Annotated in this window: 18 protein-coding genes and 1 other annotated feature; of the genes, 1 reads left to right on the top strand and 17 read right to left on the bottom strand. The window is 38.3% G+C overall.

Going from position 1 to position 20,045, the window contains the following annotated elements; genetic code table 11:
* The first annotated feature begins 2 nt into the window (after nucleotides 1-2).
* Nucleotides 3-1,532 carry a glucose-6-phosphate dehydrogenase gene (gene zwf, locus IGK81_RS03590; protein ID WP_010719769.1) on the top strand — a complete coding sequence of 510 codons (1,530 nt, stop codon included), beginning with the start codon at nucleotides 3-5 and terminating at the stop codon, nucleotides 1,530-1,532.
* A 219-nt stretch (nucleotides 1,533-1,751) separates the two neighbouring features.
* Here zwf and ileS read toward each other — a convergent pair whose 3' ends face one another.
* The 17 genes from ileS to IGK81_RS03505 form a co-directional block, all read right to left on the bottom strand.
* Nucleotides 1,752-4,544 carry an isoleucine--tRNA ligase gene (ileS, locus tag IGK81_RS03585; RefSeq protein WP_034698813.1) on the bottom strand — a complete coding sequence of 931 codons (2,793 nt, stop codon included), beginning with the start codon at nucleotides 4,542-4,544 and terminating at the stop codon, nucleotides 1,752-1,754.
* 57 nt (nucleotides 4,545-4,601) lie between these two features.
* Nucleotides 4,602-4,819 (bottom strand) — a binding site (T-box leader).
* Nucleotides 4,803-5,507 carry a DivIVA domain-containing protein gene (locus tag IGK81_RS03580; protein ID WP_010719771.1) on the bottom strand — a complete coding sequence of 235 codons (705 nt, stop codon included), beginning with the start codon at nucleotides 5,505-5,507 and terminating at the stop codon, nucleotides 4,803-4,805. (Overlaps the previous feature by 17 nt.)
* A gap of 20 nt (nucleotides 5,508-5,527) precedes the next feature.
* On the bottom strand, nucleotides 5,528-6,310 hold the full coding sequence (locus IGK81_RS03575) for an RNA-binding protein (RefSeq protein WP_010738197.1): 783 nt from the start codon (nucleotides 6,308-6,310) through the stop codon (nucleotides 5,528-5,530).
* A 35-nt stretch (nucleotides 6,311-6,345) separates the two neighbouring features.
* Nucleotides 6,346-6,615: a YggT family protein gene (locus IGK81_RS03570; protein WP_034686156.1), complete on the bottom strand. Its 270-nt coding sequence runs from the start codon at nucleotides 6,613-6,615 to the stop codon at nucleotides 6,346-6,348.
* A gap of 29 nt (nucleotides 6,616-6,644) precedes the next feature.
* The gene (locus IGK81_RS03565; RefSeq protein ID WP_010719773.1) at nucleotides 6,645-7,241 is read right to left on the bottom strand and encodes a cell division protein SepF; all 597 of its coding nucleotides are present in this window, start codon (nucleotides 7,239-7,241) and stop codon (nucleotides 6,645-6,647) included.
* Nucleotides 7,241-7,927, bottom strand: a complete 687-nt coding sequence (locus tag IGK81_RS03560) for a YggS family pyridoxal phosphate-dependent enzyme (RefSeq protein WP_010719774.1) — start codon at nucleotides 7,925-7,927, stop codon at nucleotides 7,241-7,243. The genes IGK81_RS03565 and IGK81_RS03560 overlap by 1 nt, the downstream gene beginning before the upstream one ends.
* A 14-nt stretch (nucleotides 7,928-7,941) precedes the next feature.
* The gene (gene ftsZ / locus IGK81_RS03555; RefSeq protein ID WP_010719775.1) at nucleotides 7,942-9,186 is read right to left on the bottom strand and encodes a cell division protein FtsZ; all 1,245 of its coding nucleotides are present in this window, start codon (nucleotides 9,184-9,186) and stop codon (nucleotides 7,942-7,944) included.
* 22 nt (nucleotides 9,187-9,208) lie between these two features.
* On the bottom strand, nucleotides 9,209-10,537 hold the full coding sequence (ftsA, locus tag IGK81_RS03550; RefSeq protein WP_010719776.1) for a cell division protein FtsA: 1,329 nt from the start codon (nucleotides 10,535-10,537) through the stop codon (nucleotides 9,209-9,211).
* Nucleotides 10,538-10,690: 153 nt separating this feature from the next.
* Entirely contained in the window at nucleotides 10,691-11,938 is a 1,248-nt protein-coding gene (locus tag IGK81_RS03545; protein ID WP_010719777.1) for a cell division protein FtsQ/DivIB, read from the bottom strand.
* Nucleotides 11,939-11,954: 16 nt separating this feature from the next.
* A complete protein-coding gene (murG, locus tag IGK81_RS03540) occupies nucleotides 11,955-13,037 on the bottom strand; it encodes an undecaprenyldiphospho-muramoylpentapeptide beta-N-acetylglucosaminyltransferase (protein ID WP_010738199.1) in 1,083 nt (360 codons plus the stop codon).
* A 16-nt stretch (nucleotides 13,038-13,053) separates the two neighbouring features.
* Nucleotides 13,054-14,424 carry a UDP-N-acetylmuramoyl-L-alanine--D-glutamate ligase gene (murD, locus tag IGK81_RS03535; RefSeq protein WP_034698808.1) on the bottom strand — a complete coding sequence of 457 codons (1,371 nt, stop codon included), beginning with the start codon at nucleotides 14,422-14,424 and terminating at the stop codon, nucleotides 13,054-13,056.
* Nucleotides 14,425-14,437: 13 nt separating this feature from the next.
* Complete coding sequence (gene mraY, locus IGK81_RS03530; RefSeq protein ID WP_010719780.1) at nucleotides 14,438-15,400, bottom strand: phospho-N-acetylmuramoyl-pentapeptide-transferase; 963 nt, start codon at nucleotides 15,398-15,400, stop codon at nucleotides 14,438-14,440.
* Nucleotides 15,401-15,426: 26 nt separating this feature from the next.
* Nucleotides 15,427-17,619: a penicillin-binding transpeptidase domain-containing protein gene (locus IGK81_RS03525; protein WP_010719781.1), complete on the bottom strand. Its 2,193-nt coding sequence runs from the start codon at nucleotides 17,617-17,619 to the stop codon at nucleotides 15,427-15,429.
* The gene (ftsL, locus tag IGK81_RS03520; RefSeq protein WP_010719782.1) at nucleotides 17,620-18,015 is read right to left on the bottom strand and encodes a cell division protein FtsL; all 396 of its coding nucleotides are present in this window, start codon (nucleotides 18,013-18,015) and stop codon (nucleotides 17,620-17,622) included.
* Between the two features lie 4 nt (nucleotides 18,016-18,019).
* Nucleotides 18,020-18,979, bottom strand: a complete 960-nt coding sequence (gene rsmH, locus IGK81_RS03515) for a 16S rRNA (cytosine(1402)-N(4))-methyltransferase RsmH (RefSeq protein ID WP_034698806.1) — start codon at nucleotides 18,977-18,979, stop codon at nucleotides 18,020-18,022.
* A gap of 20 nt (nucleotides 18,980-18,999) precedes the next feature.
* The gene (gene mraZ, locus IGK81_RS03510; RefSeq protein ID WP_014834189.1) at nucleotides 19,000-19,431 is read right to left on the bottom strand and encodes a division/cell wall cluster transcriptional repressor MraZ; all 432 of its coding nucleotides are present in this window, start codon (nucleotides 19,429-19,431) and stop codon (nucleotides 19,000-19,002) included.
* Nucleotides 19,432-19,602: 171 nt separating this feature from the next.
* Complete coding sequence (locus IGK81_RS03505) at nucleotides 19,603-19,971, bottom strand: DUF3397 domain-containing protein (protein WP_010719785.1); 369 nt, start codon at nucleotides 19,969-19,971, stop codon at nucleotides 19,603-19,605.
* Nucleotides 19,972-20,045 lie beyond the last annotated feature (74 nt).

The raw sequence follows: 20,045 nt of genomic DNA, 5'->3' as shown, positions 1-20,045 counted from the left end.
ATATGGCTAATGAAAAAAATGTCTTATTTACAATCTTTGGTGGTACAGGTGATTTAGCACAACGCAAATTGTATCCTTCCTTGTTCCGCCTTTATAAAAAAGGAAATCTAGGAAAACATTTTGCAGTAATCGGTACTGCTCGTAGACCTTGGAGCGATGAACATTATCGTGAAGTGGTCGCTTCGACGATCCAGTCCTTAAATCCGACTGAAGAAGAAGCAAAAGAATTTGCTAGTCATTTCTACTATCAATCACATGATGTAAATGATTCTACCCACTACAATACTTTAAAAGACCTAGCTGACCGCTTAGATGAAACCTACCAATTAGCTGGCAATCGCATCTATTATTTAGCCATGTCTCCAGAATTTTTCGGTACGATCGTTTCTCATCTTAAATCGCAACATATCGTTACTGAAAATGGTTATAATCGCTTGATCATCGAAAAACCATTTGGTTCAGATTATCAATCTGCATTCGAGCTGAATGAAAAGATCCGTCAAGTCTTCCCTGAACAAGATATTTTTAGGATTGATCATTATTTAGGTAAAGAAATGATCCAAAATATCTCAGCAATTCGTTTTGCTAATAACATTTTTGAATCACAATGGAACAATCGCTATATCGATAATATTCAGATTACATTCGGTGAAGCTTTAGGTGTTGAAGATCGTGGTGGCTACTATGATCACAGTGGTGCTTTAAAAGATATGGTCCAAAACCACATTCTACAAGTACTAGCACTTTTAGCGATGGAACCTCCTGTCGCCTTTTCTGAAAAAGAAATTCGTGCTGAAAAAATCAAGGCACTGAAAGCTGTGCGAATCTATGAAAAATCTGAAGCATTAAAAAACTTTATCCGTGGGCAATATGCACCTGGTGAGTTAGATGGTAATACATTTAAAGGCTATCGTGAAGAAGATAAAGTAGATCCTGAATCTACTACCGAAACTTTTGTAGCTGGGAAGTTTGTCATTGACAATTTCCGCTGGTCAGGTGTTCCCTTTTATGTGCGCACTGGGAAACGTTTGACAGAAAAAGGAACTCGGATCAATATCGTCTTTAAACAAGTCCCAGTCAATGTTTTTAAAACTTCGGTCGAAGATGAACCTTGTGAAGATAGGACATTACCACCAAATGTTTTAACGATTTATATCCAACCAACGGAAGGTTTCTCTTTAACATTAAATGGAAAAGAGGTTGGACAAGGGTTTAACACTGAATTTAGAAGATTAGAGTACCGCAATAGCGCTGAAATGGTTGAAAACAGTCCTGAAGCTTATGAGAAGCTGCTTTTAGATGCTTTAAAAGGTGATGGTACAAACTTTTCACATTGGGAAGAAGTTGCTCAATCTTGGCATATCGTCGATGTCATACGTAAAGCTTGGGATCAAGTGGAACCTGACTTCCCTAATTATAAAGCTGGAACAATGGGACCAGAAGCTGCATTTGAATTGCTGGAAAAAGATGGGTTTGAATGGATCTGGCAACCAGATGGCTGGTACCGTGATCGTGGAAAGCTAGAAGACTAGCTGTGTGTAACGTTTAAAAGTAAAAATTTACTAACATTAAGAGTCTGGGATATTAATCAGTTATGTTCTGATTAATATCCCAGACTTTTTGGCTCCTCTCGGCTCTATATGGATAATAAAATCACCCTATTAAAACGAAAAACATCAAAGCTAGTAATTCTTACTAACTTTGATGTTTTTTAGATAACTTTCCTTTAGTCACCAAACATGACCAAATTTTTATTCAAATCCTTCTGCCACTGCTTCTGGATAGTTTTCTTCAACGATGTGCGCACAGCGTCCACATAAGTGTGGTAATTTTTCATCAACGCCTACGTCTTTGCGGATTTGACGACAACGATCGCATGTTTGTCCGTCAGCTTTTTCTACTAAAATGGCTACGTCATCAAATTTCACCGCAGCTTCTGGTACTTCTGCGTTAGCTGACATCACTTCATAGTAATCTGGTGACACGATCAACAATTGTGGAATATCCGCATCCACAGCTGTCAGCAATCCACGAACTTGTTCATTTGGATAGATCGTCAACTTCGCTTCCAAAGATTTACCGATCAATTTATTGTTTCGTGCTTCTTCTAAAGCTTTTAACACTTTATCACGGAAGTCCATAAATGCTGCCCAAGTATCCATCAATTCTTCTTGATTTGGATACTCTTGGTAACCTGGAAGTTCACTTAATTGAACAAACTCTTCTTCTTCTTTTAAGAAAGACCAAATTTCTTCTGCAGTATGTGGAATAATCGGCGTTAATAATTTTGTTAAAGCTACTGCTGTTTGATAAAACACAGTTTGCATGCAACGGCGTTGGTAATCATTTTCTGATTCGATATAAACAACATCTTTAGCAAAATCCAGATAGAACGCAGATAGATCTACTGTTAAAAAGTTCATTACGGTACGATAGATGTGCATGAAGTTATATTTCTCATATCCTTCTTCACGAATTTCTTTAATCACTTCGTTCAATCGGATAGTCATATATTTATCTACAGAACGTAATTCTTCAAATGAAATCGTATCTTTTTGTGGATCGAAGTCTTCAGTATTTGCAATCAAGAAGCGCATCGTATTTCTGATTTTGCGGTAAACTTCTGCTACTTGGCTTAAAATGTCCATGGATACACGTACATCTGCTTCATAATCCACACTAGCTACCCACAAACGTAAGATATCCGCACCAAATTGTTTGATCACTTTATCTGGCAAGATCGTGTTACCTAATGACTTACTCATCTTACGCCCTTCGCCATCCAGAGTGAACCCTTGAGAAAGGACAGATTTATACGGTGCAACCCCATTGATTGCCACACTTGTAGTAATACTTGAATTGAACCAACCACGGTATTGATCAGAACCTTCTAGATACATATCAGCTGGGAATGATAGTTCTGGACGTTGACGCAAGACTGCTTCGTGAGAAGAACCTGAATCAAACCAAACATCCATGATATCTGTCTCTTTCGTAAACTGTCCATTCGGTGATCCTGGATGCGTAAAGCCTTCTGGAAGAAGATCTTTCGCTTCTTTCTCAAACCAAATGATTGAACCATGTTCAGCAAACAATTGCGCTACGTGTTCAATCGTTTCCGGCGTAATGATTGCTTCCCCATTTTCAGCGTAAAAGATTGGCAATGGCACACCCCATGCACGTTGACGTGAAATAACCCAGTCGCCACGATCACGGATCATATTATAAAGACGTGTTTTCCCCCAAGGAATAATCCAATCTACTTTCTCTACTTCCTCTAAAATATTTTGTCGGAAATCGTCGATTGATGCAAACCATTGTGGTGTAGCACGATAAATCACAGGTTTTTTCGTACGCCAGTCATGAGGATAACTATGCGTAAAGAAGTCAAGTTTTAATAAAGCACCTTTTTCTTGTAACAAATCAGTAATCATTGGATTCGCTTTGTCGTAAAAGACCCCTTCAAATCCTGGTGCTTCTTCTGTATAAACCCCTTTTGAATCCACTGGAGAAACTACTGGCAATTTATATCTGTTTCCTGCAATATAGTCATCTTCCCCGTGACCTGGTGCTGTATGGACTAATCCAGTACCAGCGTCTAAAGTTACATGGTCACCCAAGATGACTAATGATTCCCGCTCATAAAACGGATGCCAAGCAGTCATGTATTCCATTTCCTGACCAGCAATCTCTTTCAACACCTGAACATCAGACCAACCGATTTCAGTTTGAACTTTTTCTAATAAATCTTTTGCAACGACAAATTTACGTCCATCTGCTTCGATTAAAACGTACGTATAAGTTGGATTTACTGCAATCCCTTGGTTCGCTGGTAATGTCCATGGCGTAGTTGTCCAAATAACGAAAGCTGTATCTTCATCTAACAACCCTTTGCCATCTTTCACATTGAAAGCCACAAAGATAGAAGGAGACTTCACATCTTTATATTCGATTTCTGCTTCAGCAAGTGAAGATTCACTTGACGGAGACCAATAGATTGGTTTCAATCCTTTATAGATATAGCCTTTTTCAGCCATTTTACCGAAAACACGGATTTGTGCCGCTTCGTAAGAAGGATCCAACGTGACGTATGGATGCTCCCAATCGCCTGCCACTCCTAGTCGTTTGAAATCTTCTCGTTGTTTGTCGACTTGTGAAAGGGCATATTCACGACATTTTTCTAAGTACTCTGACATTGTCATTTCTTTTCGTTTGATCCCTTTATTGGCTAATACTTGTTCAATCGGTAAACCGTGAGTATCCCAACCTGGAACATAAGGTGCACGAAATCCTGACATTGATTTTGAACGGATAATGATATCTTTACTGATTTTATTTAATGAATGTCCTAAATGGATATTTCCATTTGCATAAGGAGGTCCATCATGTAAGATGAAACTTGGCTTTCCTTCATTTAATTCTTGTCTTTTTTGATAAATTTTATTTTCTTTCCATTCTTTTTGCCAATCCGCTTCACGATTAGGCAAATTACCACGCATTGGGAATTTTGTTTTACCTAGTTGTAAGGTTTCTTTCATTTTCATAAACCAGTTACGCTCCTTCTTTCATCATTTTTAAGAACACAAAAAAGCATGTTCATCCAAAGGGACGAACATGCCGTGGTACCACCCAAATTCAGTTACATGATCATGTAACTCTTAAAAACCAATAACGAGGTCAACCGTTGTTTCTTACTCCTATTTCAGAAACAATTTTCGTAGAGGATCTTTCACTTTGCAGGGTCTTGCCGAACTTCCACTATCATCGGCTCGCTGAAAAGAATGACAAAATGCTTTTCTGTTCTACTCTTCGTCATCACCAGGAATGATCGAAATATCGATCGCCTGTGTATCAAATGCAGTCATTGGTGCTTCCATGATGCCTGTGTCTGAGTTTACATCAGTTTGATTTTCATTGTCAAGTTGTTTTGCTAAAACTTCTTTGATCACTTCATGACTATCTGACACATAGCTTGAGAAAGGTTGTAAAATTTCATCCCATTCTGGACTTTTTACTTGTTCTAATTGAGATTCTAACATCAAGCTGATTCGTTGGTGGAAAACTCGTGTTTTTTTCTTTAAGTCTTCTGTTTCAACTGCTAGCTGTTTTGCTTTTTCAGTTGCATCTGTTAGGATTTGTCTTGCTTTTTCTTCCGCATCTGTCGTTAATTGGTGCGCACGTTTTTCAGCCGTAGCCACTAATTCATCCGCTTTGTTTTGAGCAGATGTCACGATTACTTCGGACTCTTTACTTGCACTTGTTTTAACTTTATCCGCTGTGTCTTGAGCAACGATGATTGACTGATTCAATGCATCTTTTAGTTCATTGAAATATTCTAATTTTTCTTCTGAATGTTTCACTGCTTTTTCAAGTTCACGGTTTCGTTGCGTGATTTCTTCATAGTCACGAACAACTAAATCTAAGAAATCATCTACTTCGTCTTGATTGTATCCCCGCATTTTTGTGGGGAATGTTTTGTTTTGGATATCTAATGGAGTTAAAGCCATGTGTAAACCACCTTTTTGTTTTATTTACGTAATACACCAAATAATACCCTGTATTTTTCTTTTTTAGTTTTTCCTTCAAGTTCTTGAATTTGGATTCGACCAAATCCTCTGATCGAAACGATATCTAATAACTCAAGTAAAAAATCAGGGCGTGTATTTTCTGTCCAATTTACTTTTACTTTTCCAGACTCAATCAGCTGCTTCGAACGCTGTCTGGAAATATTATAAATCTCCGAGATCACGCTGTCTAGTCTCAATGAAGTCACTGTACCTCTTTCTTGTGTCCAACCATCTTTTGGCACAAGTAATTCCGTATACTTGATTGGCTCCATTCGAACAGAGACTTTGCCGATTTTTGTTACTTGCGTTGCTACAAACTGTTCAACTTCTCTTGCAATGAACACTTGCCAGCGATCACCATCAGAAATGATATCACCAAAGTAAGCTCGTTTGATACCTGTACCAACCAATGTACCTAATACTTTTCCATGAGTCAAACTAGCAAACTTACTCGGATAATGGATTTCATAAAGTGACACCTCAAAATCTTCGTCAGTAGGCTCATAATAGTCAGGAAAAATCAAACATCGCTTCCGTTCTGCTTGCTCATAACCGCCATAAAATGAAAAGTGTAATTCACTATCTTGACGGATCAGCGTCTCTAGTATATAGGATTGTCTTGGATCAAGAAAGTCAGTAAGATAAGGTGCATATTGCCCTTGTACCTGTTCGATCCAATCACCTACTGAATCGATGAAAGAACGTTCATCTGCACGGAAATGCTGATAAACATTAGCATCCATATTTTCCCCTCCTATCAGCTACTCCTTTGATCGTTTTAATAAATTGCCATGACTATCCATAAAACGATATGTTGAAGACCTTGTACTGCTAAGTTTAAAATCAAGATCGCAGCTAAAATCGTAAAATCAATTCCACCAAATCGAAGTGGAAGCCGATCAAATAACTGGATATACGGTTCACAGATTTTTGCTAAAAAGCGACCAATCCCTGATTGATATCCTCCTGGAAACCAGGATAAAAGTGCATAAACCATTAACAAAAGACTGTAAAAGTAGGCTGCTCGTCCCAGCAGATTAAGTAATATAAAAATAATATAAATTGTCGTTCCTCCTCTTATAGGTCAAATAGGTTCACGTCTGCAAAAGATTGTGCTGTTGAACTATCGATTTCCATTCCAGTTGGCGTGCATAGAAAAATCTCGTCACCTACTCGCTTAATGTCACCATCTAATGCATAGACAGTGCCAGTTAAAAAATCAACGATTCTTCTCGCTTGTTTTTCTTCTACTAAATGGAAATTTACTAATGTTGCTTCACCAGCAATGATTCGTTTGGCAATAGCCATTGCTTCAGAATAAGCTCGTGGTTCCATGACCGTAATTTTTCCAGCTAAATTTGTTTTAGGTGTAAAAGAAGTTTTTGCTGTTTCTTCTTTACGTGTTTTTTTAGCTGGTGTTTGATGTAATTCAATCACTTTTTTTGTTTCATTTGCCGCTACACTTTCACGAGCAACAGGACGTGTTGTTTGTTGCGCACGTGGCTTTGAGACAGCTCTTGGCTGGCTCATTTGAGATTGTGTTGGCTGTATTGGTTTCTTTTTTGTTGTAGGCTGTGCTACAGCCGGCTTAGATGTTTCAGGATACTCCTCGTACTCTTCCTCATCAGCTAATCCGAAAAAATTAGCAATCGCACCTCTATTTAAAAGTGGCATTATTGTTCCTCCTCGTCTTTGAATAGCGCTGTTCCTACACGGATGAATGTGGCACCTTCTTCGATTGCCAGTTGAAAGTCCTGACTCATTCCCATGCTTAATTCCGTACATGGTGCATGCGAAAAACCTTTCGAATGAACAAGATCACGCAATTCTTTCAGCGTTCCAAATACTTTGCGAATTTGTTTAGCAGAAGCCTCTTTAGGTGCCATCGTCATTAAACCAACAACCTTTATTTTAGACAAAGCAACTAAAGATTCGATAAAAGGAACCAGCTCTTCTGGCGAAAAACCATGTTTGGATGCTTCACCAGATACATTTACTTCCACAAAACAATCGAGGGGTTTTGTTGCCCTTTTTTGTATTTCTTCTGCTAATTTCAAACTGTCTAATGCGTGAAAGCAATCAATTTCATTTATAATCAATTTTACCTTTCTACGCTGCAAATTACCAATTAAATGCCACTTTACATCAGGATAATTAACTAAATCTTGTTTTTTTTGTAACAATTTATCTACGCGGTTTTCTGCGCAGTTTTTTACACCCTGTTCAATCAATTTTTCTGCCGTAGCAGAATCCACTGATTTGGTGACAGCGACTAGTGTGACTTCTTTCGGATCACGATGAACAAGAGCACACGAGTCCTGAATCTCTTGCTCGATTTTTAGCAAGTTGTCAGCAATCATGTGCTCTTCCTCCTTTATTTTTTACGACGGAAAAATGGTGGTGTACTTAATTCATCGTCACCTTTTGCTTTTGTTTCTTCACGATTGAATGTATCAAATTCTTTTTTTTCGATAGGTTCAAAATTCGTTTCTTCAACTCTAGGACGGACATTTTGTTCACGTCTGATGTCCCAGTCACCAAAACTGCTATTTTCTTCTTCAGCAGAGATTGGTTTTGCTTGATCCATATCTAAAACTGTTTTTTGAGTAGATGATTGCATTTGTGTTTGTCTAGCCGGACGACTAGACTTGCGTTCCTTTTTTGATTCGTCGATACCCGTTGCAATAACCGTTACACGGATTTCATCGCCCATTTCTTCATTGATTGATGTACCTAGAATGATGTTAACATCGCCTGTAGCAGCATTTGCTACGATATCTGAAGCATCTTGAGCTTCAAATAAAGTCATGTCTAATCCACCAGTGATGTTAAGCAAGACTTGCTCAGCTCCATCGATTGATGTTTCAAGAAGTGGAGAAGAAATAGCTTTCTTCGTCGCTTCGATCACACGTTCTTCACCGCTTGCTACACCGATACCCATTAACGCTGTTCCTTGGTTTTCCATAACAGTTTTCACATCAGCAAAGTCAAGGTTAACGTAACCTGGGGCTGTAATCAAATCTGAGATCCCTTGAACCCCTTGACGTAATACATTATCAGCTTCACGGAAAGCTTCTAACATTGGTGTTTTCTTGTCAACTACTTCAAGAAGACGGTTGTTTGAGATAATCAATAATGTATCGACGTTTTCTTTCAAACGTGCGATACCTTCAGCAGCAAATCTGCCACGTTTTGGTCCTTCAAAAGTGAATGGTCGAGTTACGACACCGACAGTTAAAGCACCAAGTTCTTTAGCAATTCCTGCTACGATTGGAGCAGCACCTGTACCAGTTCCGCCTCCCATACCTGCAGTAATGAAAATCATGTCAGCGCCATCTAAGGCTTCGCGTAAAGCTTGTTCACTTTCTTCGGCAGCTTTTTGACCAACTTCTGGTTGAGAGCCTGCACCTAGTCCGCGTGTATATTTAGGTCCTAATTGGATAACTGTTTCAGCTTTTGAATTTTTCAATGCTTGGACATCTGTGTTGGCAGTGATGAACTCAACACCTTTTACATTTTCTTCAATCATACGGTTAACAGCATTTCCACCGCCGCCACCGACACCGATGACTTTGATTACTGCGCCGTCATTGATATTATTATCAATTGAGAATTCCATATTTTATTCCTCCCAGGATGAATTAATCAAAAATTTTTGAAAAGAAACCTTTAATTTTAGTTGTTACATCTTCGTCTGATTTCTTTTGTTCAGGTTCGTCGTAGACCGTTTCTTCTGGAACATCATAGCTATCATTATCATATGATGTCACTTCTTGTTCTACAGTTGTGTGATGCGCGACCACTGTTTCACCTGTCACAGCAATTTTAGCCAATTGATAGACTTCACTCAAGTTAGCTGAGTAATCCACGATGCTGATCACATTAGTAAAGACTGGATTACGAAGTCCCATTTGGTTAGGTACATATAGCTTAACATTCACACCAAAAATCTCTTGTGCCAGATCAACAACACCTGGAAGGCTTGCAGCACCACCAGTTAGTACGATACCACCAGGTAACTCTAATGCTTCGATTTGGTCTAACGCTTCTTTGGCTTTATTGAAAATCTGTTCCATACGGGCTGAAATCACTTCTGATAAATAGCGTTCATCCACTTTGACAGGTTCAGATTGACCGATCACATCTACTGGAAACTCTTCATTTGCAGAAGTACGTTCTGGATAAGCATCCCCATAATTGATTTTTAACGCTTCAGCATTATTGAATGACGTATTCAACACAATCGAGATATCTTTTGTGACGAACTCGCCACCTTCTTGATCTAGACTAGTGAACTTCAATTGTTTGTCATGCATAACAGCTGTTGTTGTTTGTCCACCGCCCATATCAATCACGATCGTTCCAAAATCTTTTTCTCCATCTGAAAGGATTGTTTCTGTTAAAGCTAATGGTGTAATGACTAATTCATTGACAACCAATCCTGCATTTTCTACACATTTACGGATATTATGAACAATCGTCTTTGGCCCAGTAAATAACAAGCCATACATTTCTAATCTGACACCGATCATTCCACGAGGATCTTTGATTCCTTCGAATCCATCAACGGTAAAGTCTTGTGGCAAAATTGATACGATTTGACGTTCAGGAGGAATTGAACGAACAAGGGCAGCTGAAGCCACGTTTCTGACATCTTCATCGGTGATTTCTTTCGAATCCCCGTTTACTGCAATCATTCCTTGGCAATTTTCCACTTCAAGCAAGTTTGCTGGTAGACCAACACTAACCCCTTTGATCTGTATCCCTGCTTTTTCTTCTGCTTGTCTTACTGCTCGTTGTATCGCTTGGACCGTTTTATCGATATCAACGATAATGCCGCGGTTAATCCCTTCTGATTTTGCGTTTCCTACTCCAATAATATTCATTTGGCTGTCGATATATTCAGCCACGACAACTTTGACAGATGTCGTTCCAATATCAAGGCCTACATACATTCCTGTTTTTGCCATGAACGGGATTCCCTCCTACTTACTATTCCATATACAAGCGAACAACTAACGTCCGTTTTTAAATATACTTTAATAGATATATTCACTGCCTTCAATTCTACCATAAATTACCGGTTTTTAGAAAGTAGATTATCACTTTTTAAAGCTGTTTTATTAATTTTCGGTTAAATCTGAAGACGATGAACTTGAATTGTCATCGATTTGGCTAGATTCACTTGTATTCTCTGACTGACCTGCTTGATTTGACTCAACTGATTCCGAAGATTGGTCTGACTGATCACTTGATGCTCCCGATTGTCCTGTGAGATTTTCGGTAGAACTTGTCTGCACAGATGGATCTGTTGCTCCGCCATTCTCCTTCTTGCTTTCACTGTAAGGATAAGAGAAAATCCCTACCTCCATATCAATGACGCCCTTTTCCTTCATCTCTTTAGCGACTTGTGGATAATATTTCATTTGACTGGCTAGATTTTGAATATTGACGATCACTTGGTTCCCATCATTCATATTTAGTTGGATCAAATTTTTATTGCTCTCTTTTGGTGTATATTTGATTTCTGAAATTGCTTTTTGTAATTCTGAAGTTAATTGATTATATTCTTTAACCAATTGACTAATTTTGGCGTTATCTGTGAAATTCTCTAGAATTGGTAAATTCTTAGTCGGATTTGCTACTTTTTCCTTTAAGACTTTCCCATTTTCGATTACAGGAAAATATTCGCCGTCCTTCATCACTAAAGCAATCTCTTTGTATTCTTTGATAGCCAACTCAAAAGTATTGATTGACTTAAAATGCAATTGTGCGCTCTCTACTCTTGGTTGTTCTTTTTTCAATGTATCAAGATATTGGTTTTTATGGAAATACTGACTCCAAACATTTCCATCAATTGCCAAATGAGAGTCGGCAATGGCTGTTTGACTCGTAATCATTTGGTTCCCTGAAACTGTTATCCCTTGCAGTCGACTATAAGGGGAAACATAATAAATCAAAAAAATCAGTGGGATCGTTAGGATTGAAATAATAAAAGTCAGTCTTCGATAAAGAACTTTATTTCGTTGATTTTTCAGATTCGGTAGCCGATTTAAAAAAGAGCCATTATAAGGACTACCAATTTTTGGTTGTTCAATTTTTTCAAATGGCTCAGAGTCTCCTTTTTTCATTGGATCAGAAGCGGTTGCTTCTTGCTTCTCACCTTCCGCTGAGTCTGCTTCTTTAGTAGCGGAAGTGGATGCTGCCGGCTCATTTGTATTTTCATTTTTTTCTTCTTTTTGCTCTTCTTTTTGTTCTTCCTTTTTTTCGTGTTCTGCCAAATATTTCCGGTTGGCCTTTTGCCAAGGAGTTAGATTTTGTTCACCCTCAGATTCATTTGGCAGCTTGTCTGGCTTTTTTTTCTTACTCACTAAGACCACACCACCTTTATTTTTGAATTAATGATTTTACTAGCTCGTACATTCTTTCTGATGCGTCTGGGATTCCTTGCTGTTTAGAAGCTAAAGACATTTGTTTTTGTAATTGATCATTGGTCATGATCTCTTCAATCGCTTGTTTTAGGGAACGTCCATCTAATTCGTCATCTTTGATCATCTTCGCTGCATTGTTTTTGACTAAGCTCATTGCATTTTTTGTCTGATGGTCATTCGTCACATAAGGACTTGGAATTAGAATAGCTGGCAAACCTAAAGCTGTTAATTCAGCAATCGAAGTCGCACCTGCTCTACCAACCAATAGATCGCTTGATGCCATTACTTCTGCCATTTTATTGATATAAGGCTGTATGCTGACATTGGCACAAGCAGGAACTTTCGTTTGGATATCTTTATAATAGCGTTCGCCTGAGGCATACAGAACCTGGTATTCCTGATCGAACGACATTAAAAATTCTGTCACTGCCTGATTGATTTTTAAAGCCCCTTGACTACCACCAAAAATCAAGACTGTTTTTTTCTCTGGATCAAGTCCATAAGTGGCTAAAATTTTCGATTTATCCATATCCGCAACTTCTTGCGCCCGAGGATTACCGATCAAAGACGATTTTTCTGCAGGAAAAAATGGAGCAGCATCTTCAAAAGAAAGTGCGATTCGATCCACATAGCGACTTAAAAATTTATTGGTGATGCCAGGCACACTATTTTGTTCATGGATGATCGTAGGAATCGCTAACTTAGATGCCGCATAGACTACTGCACCCGACACGTAGCCCCCAGTCCCAATCACCACATCTGGTTTAAATTCTTTTAAAATTTTTTTTGCTTCTCGAATACTTTTTAAAAAAAGTTGGATAGTCTTCAGATTATGTAGCGAAAGTTTTCGCTGAAATCCTTGTATTTCTAGCGTACGAAAAGGCATCCCGGTCTCAGGAACAATCTTATTTTCTAAGCCTCTTTGCGCTCCAACGTACATAAACTCAGTATTCGGCTCTTTTGTTTTTACATAATTGACGAAGGCTAGTGCTGGATAAATATGCCCGCCAGTTCCGCCACCAGTAACCAAAATTTTCATTCATTCTCGCTCGTTTCTACTTTTGTATAGTTAGTTTATTGACAGCTTCCATAAACCGTTCGCCTCTAATTTCAAAATTAGGGTATTGATCCCAACTTGCATTTGCTGGTGACAATAAGATCGAATCACCCTCTTCACTCAATTCAAGGGCGATCGGTACAGCGGCTTCTGCGTTTTCAGCTGTCTTGATCACAGGAATACCTGCTTTCTTGCCCGCATCCGCTAATCTATTTTGAGTTTCCCCAAAAGTAATCAACGCTTTGATGCCTTTTAAAGCTGGTATCAACTCATCAAATGAATTTCCCCGATCCAGACCTCCAGCGATTAATACTAATTGATTTAACTGAAAACCACTTAATGCCATTTTAGTAGCTAAAATATTAGTTGCTTTTGAATCGTTATAAAACTTCCTTCCTTGGAATTCCCCCACATACTGTGTACGATGCGGTACTCCATGGAAATGGTGTAAAGCATTTTTGATCGCTTCATTTGAGATACCATATAATTTAGCAACTGAGATGGCAGCTAGTGCGTTCTCAACATTGTGTGAACCAGGAACACCCAATTCTGTAATATCCATGATTTTTTCTTGGTTATAGTAGATACTACCATCTAAAGAATAGGCACCTTTAGGTAGTTTTTGTTCCGTCGCAAAAGGCAACACCGTTGCTTTAGTCTTTTTACTGAGTTCTCTTAGCTCTTCTTGATTCCAATTCAAGATCAAATAATCTTTCTCTGTCATATTCTGTTGTAAATGCCATTTTGCTTTTACATATTCTTTTCTCGTTTTGTGGTAATCGATATGAGCCTCATAAATATTGGTTACTACTGCTACATGGGGACGAAAATCAGTGATTCCCATCAATTGGAAACTAGATAGTTCCATAACGATTTTATCGTCAGCTGTTGCTTCTTGCGCCACACTACTAGCTGGATAACCGATATTCCCGGCTAGGCGAGCTGTTCCTGGCAAATCACCAGCGTTCAATAACAAGCCTGTCATAGTTGTTGTTGTTGTTTTACCATTTGTTCCTGTAATCCCAATAATCGGACATTCCGCTACCTCGTAAGCTAATTCCACTTCCGTAATTACCGGAATACCCAGTTCTTGTGCTTTTTGAACAAATGGATGACTATACGGAATCCCCGGATTTTTCACCATCAAAGAAAATTCTTCATCCAATAATTCAATCGGATGGCTTCCAGCAATCACTTTGACTCCCAGTGATAGCAACTCTTGTGCTTCTGGATTTTCATCAAACGGCTTTCCGTCATTAACAGTGACAAGTGCGCCCAACTCATGTAACAGTTTGGCCGCACTAAATCCACTTTTCGCTAATCCAAGAACAAGGACTTTTTTGTTTTCATATGTTGAAATTTTTTTCATTTCCTGTCATCTCCTACCAAATGAACCATAGTGTTATTAAAGAAGTTACAATACTTACTAACCAAAAAATGATGTCGATCTTCCATTCCGACCAACCACACATTTCAAAATGATGATGGATAGGAGACATTTTGAAGATACGTTTTCCTGTTAATTTGAAAGAAGTAACTTGAAGCATCACACTTGCTGTCTCCATAACATAAATCAAACCAACTAATAACAATGTCCATTCTTGGTTTAACATAATAGAAATTGCTGCCAATAATCCACCTAATGCCAGAGAACCAACATCGCCCATGAATATTTTGGCTGGTTTACGATTATAAGCAAAAAAGCCAAGTAACCCACCAAGCACACTTAAACAAATAACTAAGACATCATATTGTTGTTGATGCCAAGCAATGATCCCGTACGTTGCAAAAGAGATCGTTCCTAGTCCAGCAACTAATCCGTCAATCCCATCTGTCAGATTAACCGCGTTTGAAAAACCAACAAGCCAGAAAATAGCAAATACCCCATAGAATAGTCCAAGTGGCAACTCTATTCCAAAGAAATTTAACGTACCAGGATAGCCTTCTGAACGATAGACAAGATAAAAAATGATCCCGCCAATGATCTGCCCTAGCAGTTTTTGTTTAGAATTTAGCCCCATGTTTCGTTTTTTAAAGATTTTAATGAAATCATCTAAAAATCCGATCACACCATATAAAGCTAAAACAAATAGTAGGATGAAAAGAGTAGGCGTCAACTGATTTTGCCAAGCGCCAACCCAAATTCCGGTTAATATTGCTGCAACTAAAAACACCAATCCACCCATCGTTGGAGTTCCGGCTTTTACATTATGCCATTTTGGTCCTTCTTCACGAATCGCCTGCCCTTGTTTTTTCATTTGAAAATACCCAATAAATAGTGGCATTGCTGCAATAGTCATTGCACAACTACTAACGATAGGAATCAATGCTTGTGTCCACTCCATACTCTTTTTCTCTCCCAATTCTATTCTTATTCTTCTAATGTAAAACTTAATTTTTTATCAGTGATTTTTTCATAGGGTGCTAAACTTTGCTCCTTACAGTAACCATCGCCATGGAAGGTGACTTCAACCCCTAAGATTTTCCCTAACTTCATAATATCTGCTTTGGACCAATCGGTGACATCAGGCATTAACTTTTCTCCGCCTGTATACAAGATCAGTTTTTCGCCAGAAATCAATTGATCTCCATTTGCAGTAGATTGTTTCTTCACTTTTTTCCCATCACCTACAACGATAGGTTGCAATCCACTTTTCTGTGCATCTGCTGCGGCAACATCAGCACTTAGATTACGGTAATCTGCTACAGTGATTTTTTCTGTTTTTGCTTCTGGTGAATTTTCTTCTTCACTTTCTTGGAAGTCCATCGCACGTTTCATCAATGGATTAGCGATTTTAGCTAAAGCCATTCGATCGTAAGTCTTAGGATGTTTCATCGTAATGTATAAAACATACTCTGGATCTTCAGATGGAACCATTTCTACGATGGAATATAAGTATGCTGTATCACCAGTTTGGTACCCACCTTTATCAGAAGCAATCTGTGCCGTACCAGTTTTAGCTGAAACATTATAACCCGGCACACTATATACCCCATATGCACTACCATAATTTTCGCTTTCAACTACGTCACGCATATATTCTCGTACTTTTTCGGTCGTTTCTTTTGAAAATGGTTGCCCTAAAACTTCCGTTTGCGTTGTACGCTCTTCATTCGTTGCAGGATCTACAACTTTACTGATGTAGCGTGGTTGGATCATCGTCCCATTATTTGCGACGGAAGTGAAAGCTTTCATCATTTGGAAATTTGTAACACCAATCGCTTGCCCATAAGAACTCATTGCGCGGTCAACGATATTTTCCGTTGGCAAAGCACCATTTACTTCATCATCTAGACCTGAATGAGTACTTTGACCAAAACCTAATTTTTGTAGGTAGTTGTACCAAGTACCGCCCATTCGTTGCTCCAGCATTACCATCCCAACATTACTTGACCAAGATAACGCTTGTCGCATCGTAAGAACTCCTTTTGCTCCAAAATCGTGGTCGTTGATCGTCGCGTCAGCAACTTTTATTTTCCCAGATTGGTACGTTTCATTCTCATTGAATTTCCCTTCTTGGATCGCTGCTGCAGTCGTGAAGACTTTCATAGTTGAACCAGGCTCATAGCTATCTTGCACTAAGAAATTACGCCAAACAGCATCCTTGCCGGTTAAGCCTTCCATTGTTTCAGGATTAAAAGTAGGTCGTTGACCCATTGCTAGAATTTCTCCAGTTTTCGCTTTCATCAACATGGCTGTTAATTCTTCTGGCTGGTATTCTTCATTCACTTGATCCATAAGCGTTTCAAGATAACTTTGTAAACGACTATCCAACGTCGTATAGATATCTTGTCCGTCAACTGCTTTCACTTCTTCTGCCACTGTTCCTGGTAGAGGATTTTGGTAGTTGTCTTTTTGGTAAACGATCTTCCCATTTTTACCACTTAAAATATCATTATAAGCAGCTTCTAGTCCGAGCTTTCCAACTAAGCCATTTTCATTTTTATCTGGAACAGCATAGCCGATAAAGTGGGAAGCAAATTCGCCGTTAGGATACATCCGTGCGGGATGATCTTCAAAATACAGACCGACTACTCCTGCTTTCTTCATATCGTCTTCTATATTCTGTTTGGTCTCTTGACTGATATTTTTTCCATAAGAACCAAATTCAACTTGATATAGATTATTTTTGGCGCCATCTTTTAAGATTTGTAAGGCATCGTTCTTTTCTATAGAGAGATTTTTATTTAGTATTTCGGCGATTTTGTCAAAGTTCTTTTCTTCGGCATACAATTTTTTGTCACCAGAAGTATAAGTTTTTGAAAGGATTGCTTTGATTGAGTAAGAAGTGGCATCTTCTGCCAAAGCGACCCCATTCCGATCATAGATCGTTCCACGTTTTGCTTTTACGACCTCGCTCCCTTTGTAAAGTTGTTCGGTCTTTTCTGCCAAAGAGGTTCCTGCCACGTGACCACCGATCACGATATAAGAAAAACGAACGGCAAATAAAAAGAACAATCCAATACTCGTAGCAAATAAAATGATACCTACTTTTTTGCGATTGTTCGTCGGATTTAGATTTTTCTTTTCCATAAACCGCCGGAATTTATTTTTAAGACTCATTTACTTCACTTTCCTTAAATTGTCGTCATTGATTGACAACCCTTTTTCTTCTGCGATTTTTTTGATTCGTTCAGTACGTGATAATTCATTTTTTTCCTGTACTAAACTAGTTTTTTCTTGGTTTTTTTGAGTGATCTCTGTTTGAATCGTTGTGATTGCTTTTTCGACACCACTAATATTTGTTCGTAACATGACTGTTAAGACACATAGTGCGATCACTGAAAAAATAATACTTACTACTGCTAATTTTTCTAAAACAGAAATATGTTTTAGGCGTTTAGCCGGTGATTGAGGGCGTACGATTTCTTGATTTGAATCTGGCAATTGTTGTTCTGGTTGATCAACCACTTCTGGTAAATCATATGGATATTCTTGGACTTTTTTTAATTCTGCCATTACGCTACTCCTCTTTCACTCGTATTTTTTCAGCAATCCGTAATTTTGCACTACGTGATCGATTATTTTCACTTAGTTCTTCTTCTGATGGAAGAATCGGTTTTCGATTAACCAACTTCAGCTCTGGCTGAAATTCTTCAGGAACAACCGGTAATCCGGGTGGTAAATCTTGAACGGTACTGTATTCTTTGAACATACTTTTGACAATCCGATCTTCTAATGAATGGAAGGTGATTACACTGATTCTTCCATTGATTTTTAATAGCCGAATCGCCTGTTCTAATGAAGCTTCTTCTGCACCTAATTCATCATTTACTGCAATTCTTATTGCTTGGAAAATTCGTTTAGCTGGGTGTCCACCTTTTCTTCTTGCTGGTGCAGGAATCACATCTTTAATGATTTCTACTAATTCACCAGTTGTTTGGATCGGATGGATTTTTCTTACTCGTTCAATTTCTCGAGCAATTTGTTTAGAAAATTTTTCTTCGCCATAACGAAAGAAGATTTTTACTAATTCATTATAGGAATACTCATTAACAACGTCATACGCTGACAGAGGTGCTGATTGATCCATACGCATATCCAAAGGAGCATCCTGATGATAACTAAAACCTCTTTCAGCTTCATCTAATTGTGGAGAAGATACGCCTAAATCATACAAAATACCATCGACTTGAGGAACATGCTCTTTTATCTTTGCTTCTAATTCACGAAAATTCGCTTTGATAAAAGTAACCATACCTTTTTCAATGTATGGGGCTAACCGTACTTTTGCATGATCAATGGCTTTTTGATCCTGATCGAATGCATAAAGGTGCCCGTTTGTATTTAATTGGCTCAAAAGATATTCACTATGTCCGGCACCGCCTAGTGTACAGTCTACATAAATGCCATCTGGTTTGATGTTCAAGCCATCTACCGTTTCTTTCAACATGACTGTATAGTGTTGAAATGTCTCAGTCATTAGTCAGCCTCTTCCTATTCTTATAGTCCAAAATCAATCATATTTTCAGCAATTTCATCAAAGTTTTCTGCTGCCACTTCAGAAAATTCTTGCCATCGTGCCTCATCCCAAATCTCGATTCGATTGGATACACCAATGACAACACATTCTTTCGTTAAAGCAGCGTAGTTTCTTAATGTACTGGGAATGTTGATCCGTCCTTGTTTATCTAATTCACATTCAGTGGCCGCCGAGTAAAAAAAACGCACAAAAGTTCGAGCATCTTTTTTCGCTAAAGGCATGTCGTTCAGTTTTGTTTCTAAATTCGCCCACTCTTTCATTGGATAGCCAAAAAGACAGCCATCTAATCCACGCGTGAGAACGAATTGTTCACCTAACTCTTCACGAAGTTTTGAAGGTACGATCATACGACCTTTTGTATCAATATTATGCCGAAATTCGCCCATGAACATTGAAACTACCCCCATCTCTCCACTAACTAAAATTAGTCTACCACAATCCCCCACTTTCTACCACCTTTTATAGGAAATCAGAGAATAACTTTTTTATTAGTAAAAAAAATTTTAAGAATCAAGCTGTAAAAAGTCTTTTTAAAGACTTTTTACAGCTTGATTGGCTTTTTATCAAAGATACGAGAGAAGATTTAAGACGATTAAAACGACATAAAAACCACTTGTTAACAAGAAAGCTAAACGCCAAGTCATTTTAAGATAACGTGAATAGATAATTTCATCATAGTAATACGCCTGGAATACAGCGATACAAATCGCCATCAACAAAAGTGAAATCATAAAGAAAGGCAGGAAGGAAACTGTCGCAGAATTGCGTGACAATGCATGCATCCCTCCCCATAAAAAAGGAACGGCAAGATCAGGCGCTTTGATTTTAAAACGACGATCTAATGAAAAAATTTTCACTAAAAAATTACAGCCAAACAACACGATGGCTGGAAAGATATACCAAAATAAAACAAGTGGCGTAAAAGTGCCCATCTAACAAAACTCCCTTTCATAGTTGGTTCAAGTATACCTGATGTATTTTACACAACTATTTCATTTATTTTAAA

The organism is Enterococcus sp. DIV0703 (assembly GCF_051711065.1).
GTDB lineage: Bacteria > Bacillota > Bacilli > Lactobacillales > Enterococcaceae > Enterococcus_B > Enterococcus_B hirae.
This window is presented reverse-complemented; position numbering and strand designations above follow the sequence as displayed.

Bases quoted from the DNA above. Each gene is read 5' to 3' on its own strand.
- murG (WP_010738199.1), bottom strand. From the start codon at position 13,037: ATGAAAATTTTGGTTACTGGTGGCGGAACTGGCGGGCATATTTATCCA.
- zwf (WP_010719769.1), top strand. From the start codon at position 3: ATGGCTAATGAAAAAAATGTCTTATTTACAATCTTTGGTGGTACAGGT.
- IGK81_RS03575 (WP_010738197.1), bottom strand. From the start codon at position 6,310: ATGGATGCTAATGTTTATCAGCATTTCCGTGCAGATGAACGTTCTTTC.
- IGK81_RS03560 (WP_010719774.1), bottom strand. From the start codon at position 7,927: ATGATTGCTGACAACTTGCTAAAAATCGAGCAAGAGATTCAGGACTCG.
- IGK81_RS03525 (WP_010719781.1), bottom strand. From the start codon at position 17,619: ATGAGTCTTAAAAATAAATTCCGGCGGTTTATGGAAAAGAAAAATCTA.
- IGK81_RS03505 (WP_010719785.1), bottom strand. From the start codon at position 19,971: ATGGGCACTTTTACGCCACTTGTTTTATTTTGGTATATCTTTCCAGCC.
- ileS (WP_034698813.1), bottom strand. From the start codon at position 4,544: ATGAAAATGAAAGAAACCTTACAACTAGGTAAAACAAAATTCCCAATG.
- murD (WP_034698808.1), bottom strand. From the start codon at position 14,424: ATGAAAAAAATTTCAACATATGAAAACAAAAAAGTCCTTGTTCTTGGA.
- mraZ (WP_014834189.1), bottom strand. From the start codon at position 19,431: ATGTTCATGGGCGAATTTCGGCATAATATTGATACAAAAGGTCGTATG.
- IGK81_RS03580 (WP_010719771.1), bottom strand. From the start codon at position 5,507: ATGGCTTTAACTCCATTAGATATCCAAAACAAAACATTCCCCACAAAA.
- mraY (WP_010719780.1), bottom strand. From the start codon at position 15,400: ATGGAGTGGACACAAGCATTGATTCCTATCGTTAGTAGTTGTGCAATG.
- ftsZ (WP_010719775.1), bottom strand. From the start codon at position 9,186: ATGGAATTCTCAATTGATAATAATATCAATGACGGCGCAGTAATCAAA.
- IGK81_RS03565 (WP_010719773.1), bottom strand. From the start codon at position 7,241: ATGCCACTTTTAAATAGAGGTGCGATTGCTAATTTTTTCGGATTAGCT.
- ftsA (WP_010719776.1), bottom strand. From the start codon at position 10,537: ATGGCAAAAACAGGAATGTATGTAGGCCTTGATATTGGAACGACATCT.
- ftsL (WP_010719782.1), bottom strand. From the start codon at position 18,015: ATGGCAGAATTAAAAAAAGTCCAAGAATATCCATATGATTTACCAGAA.
- rsmH (WP_034698806.1), bottom strand. From the start codon at position 18,979: ATGACTGAGACATTTCAACACTATACAGTCATGTTGAAAGAAACGGTA.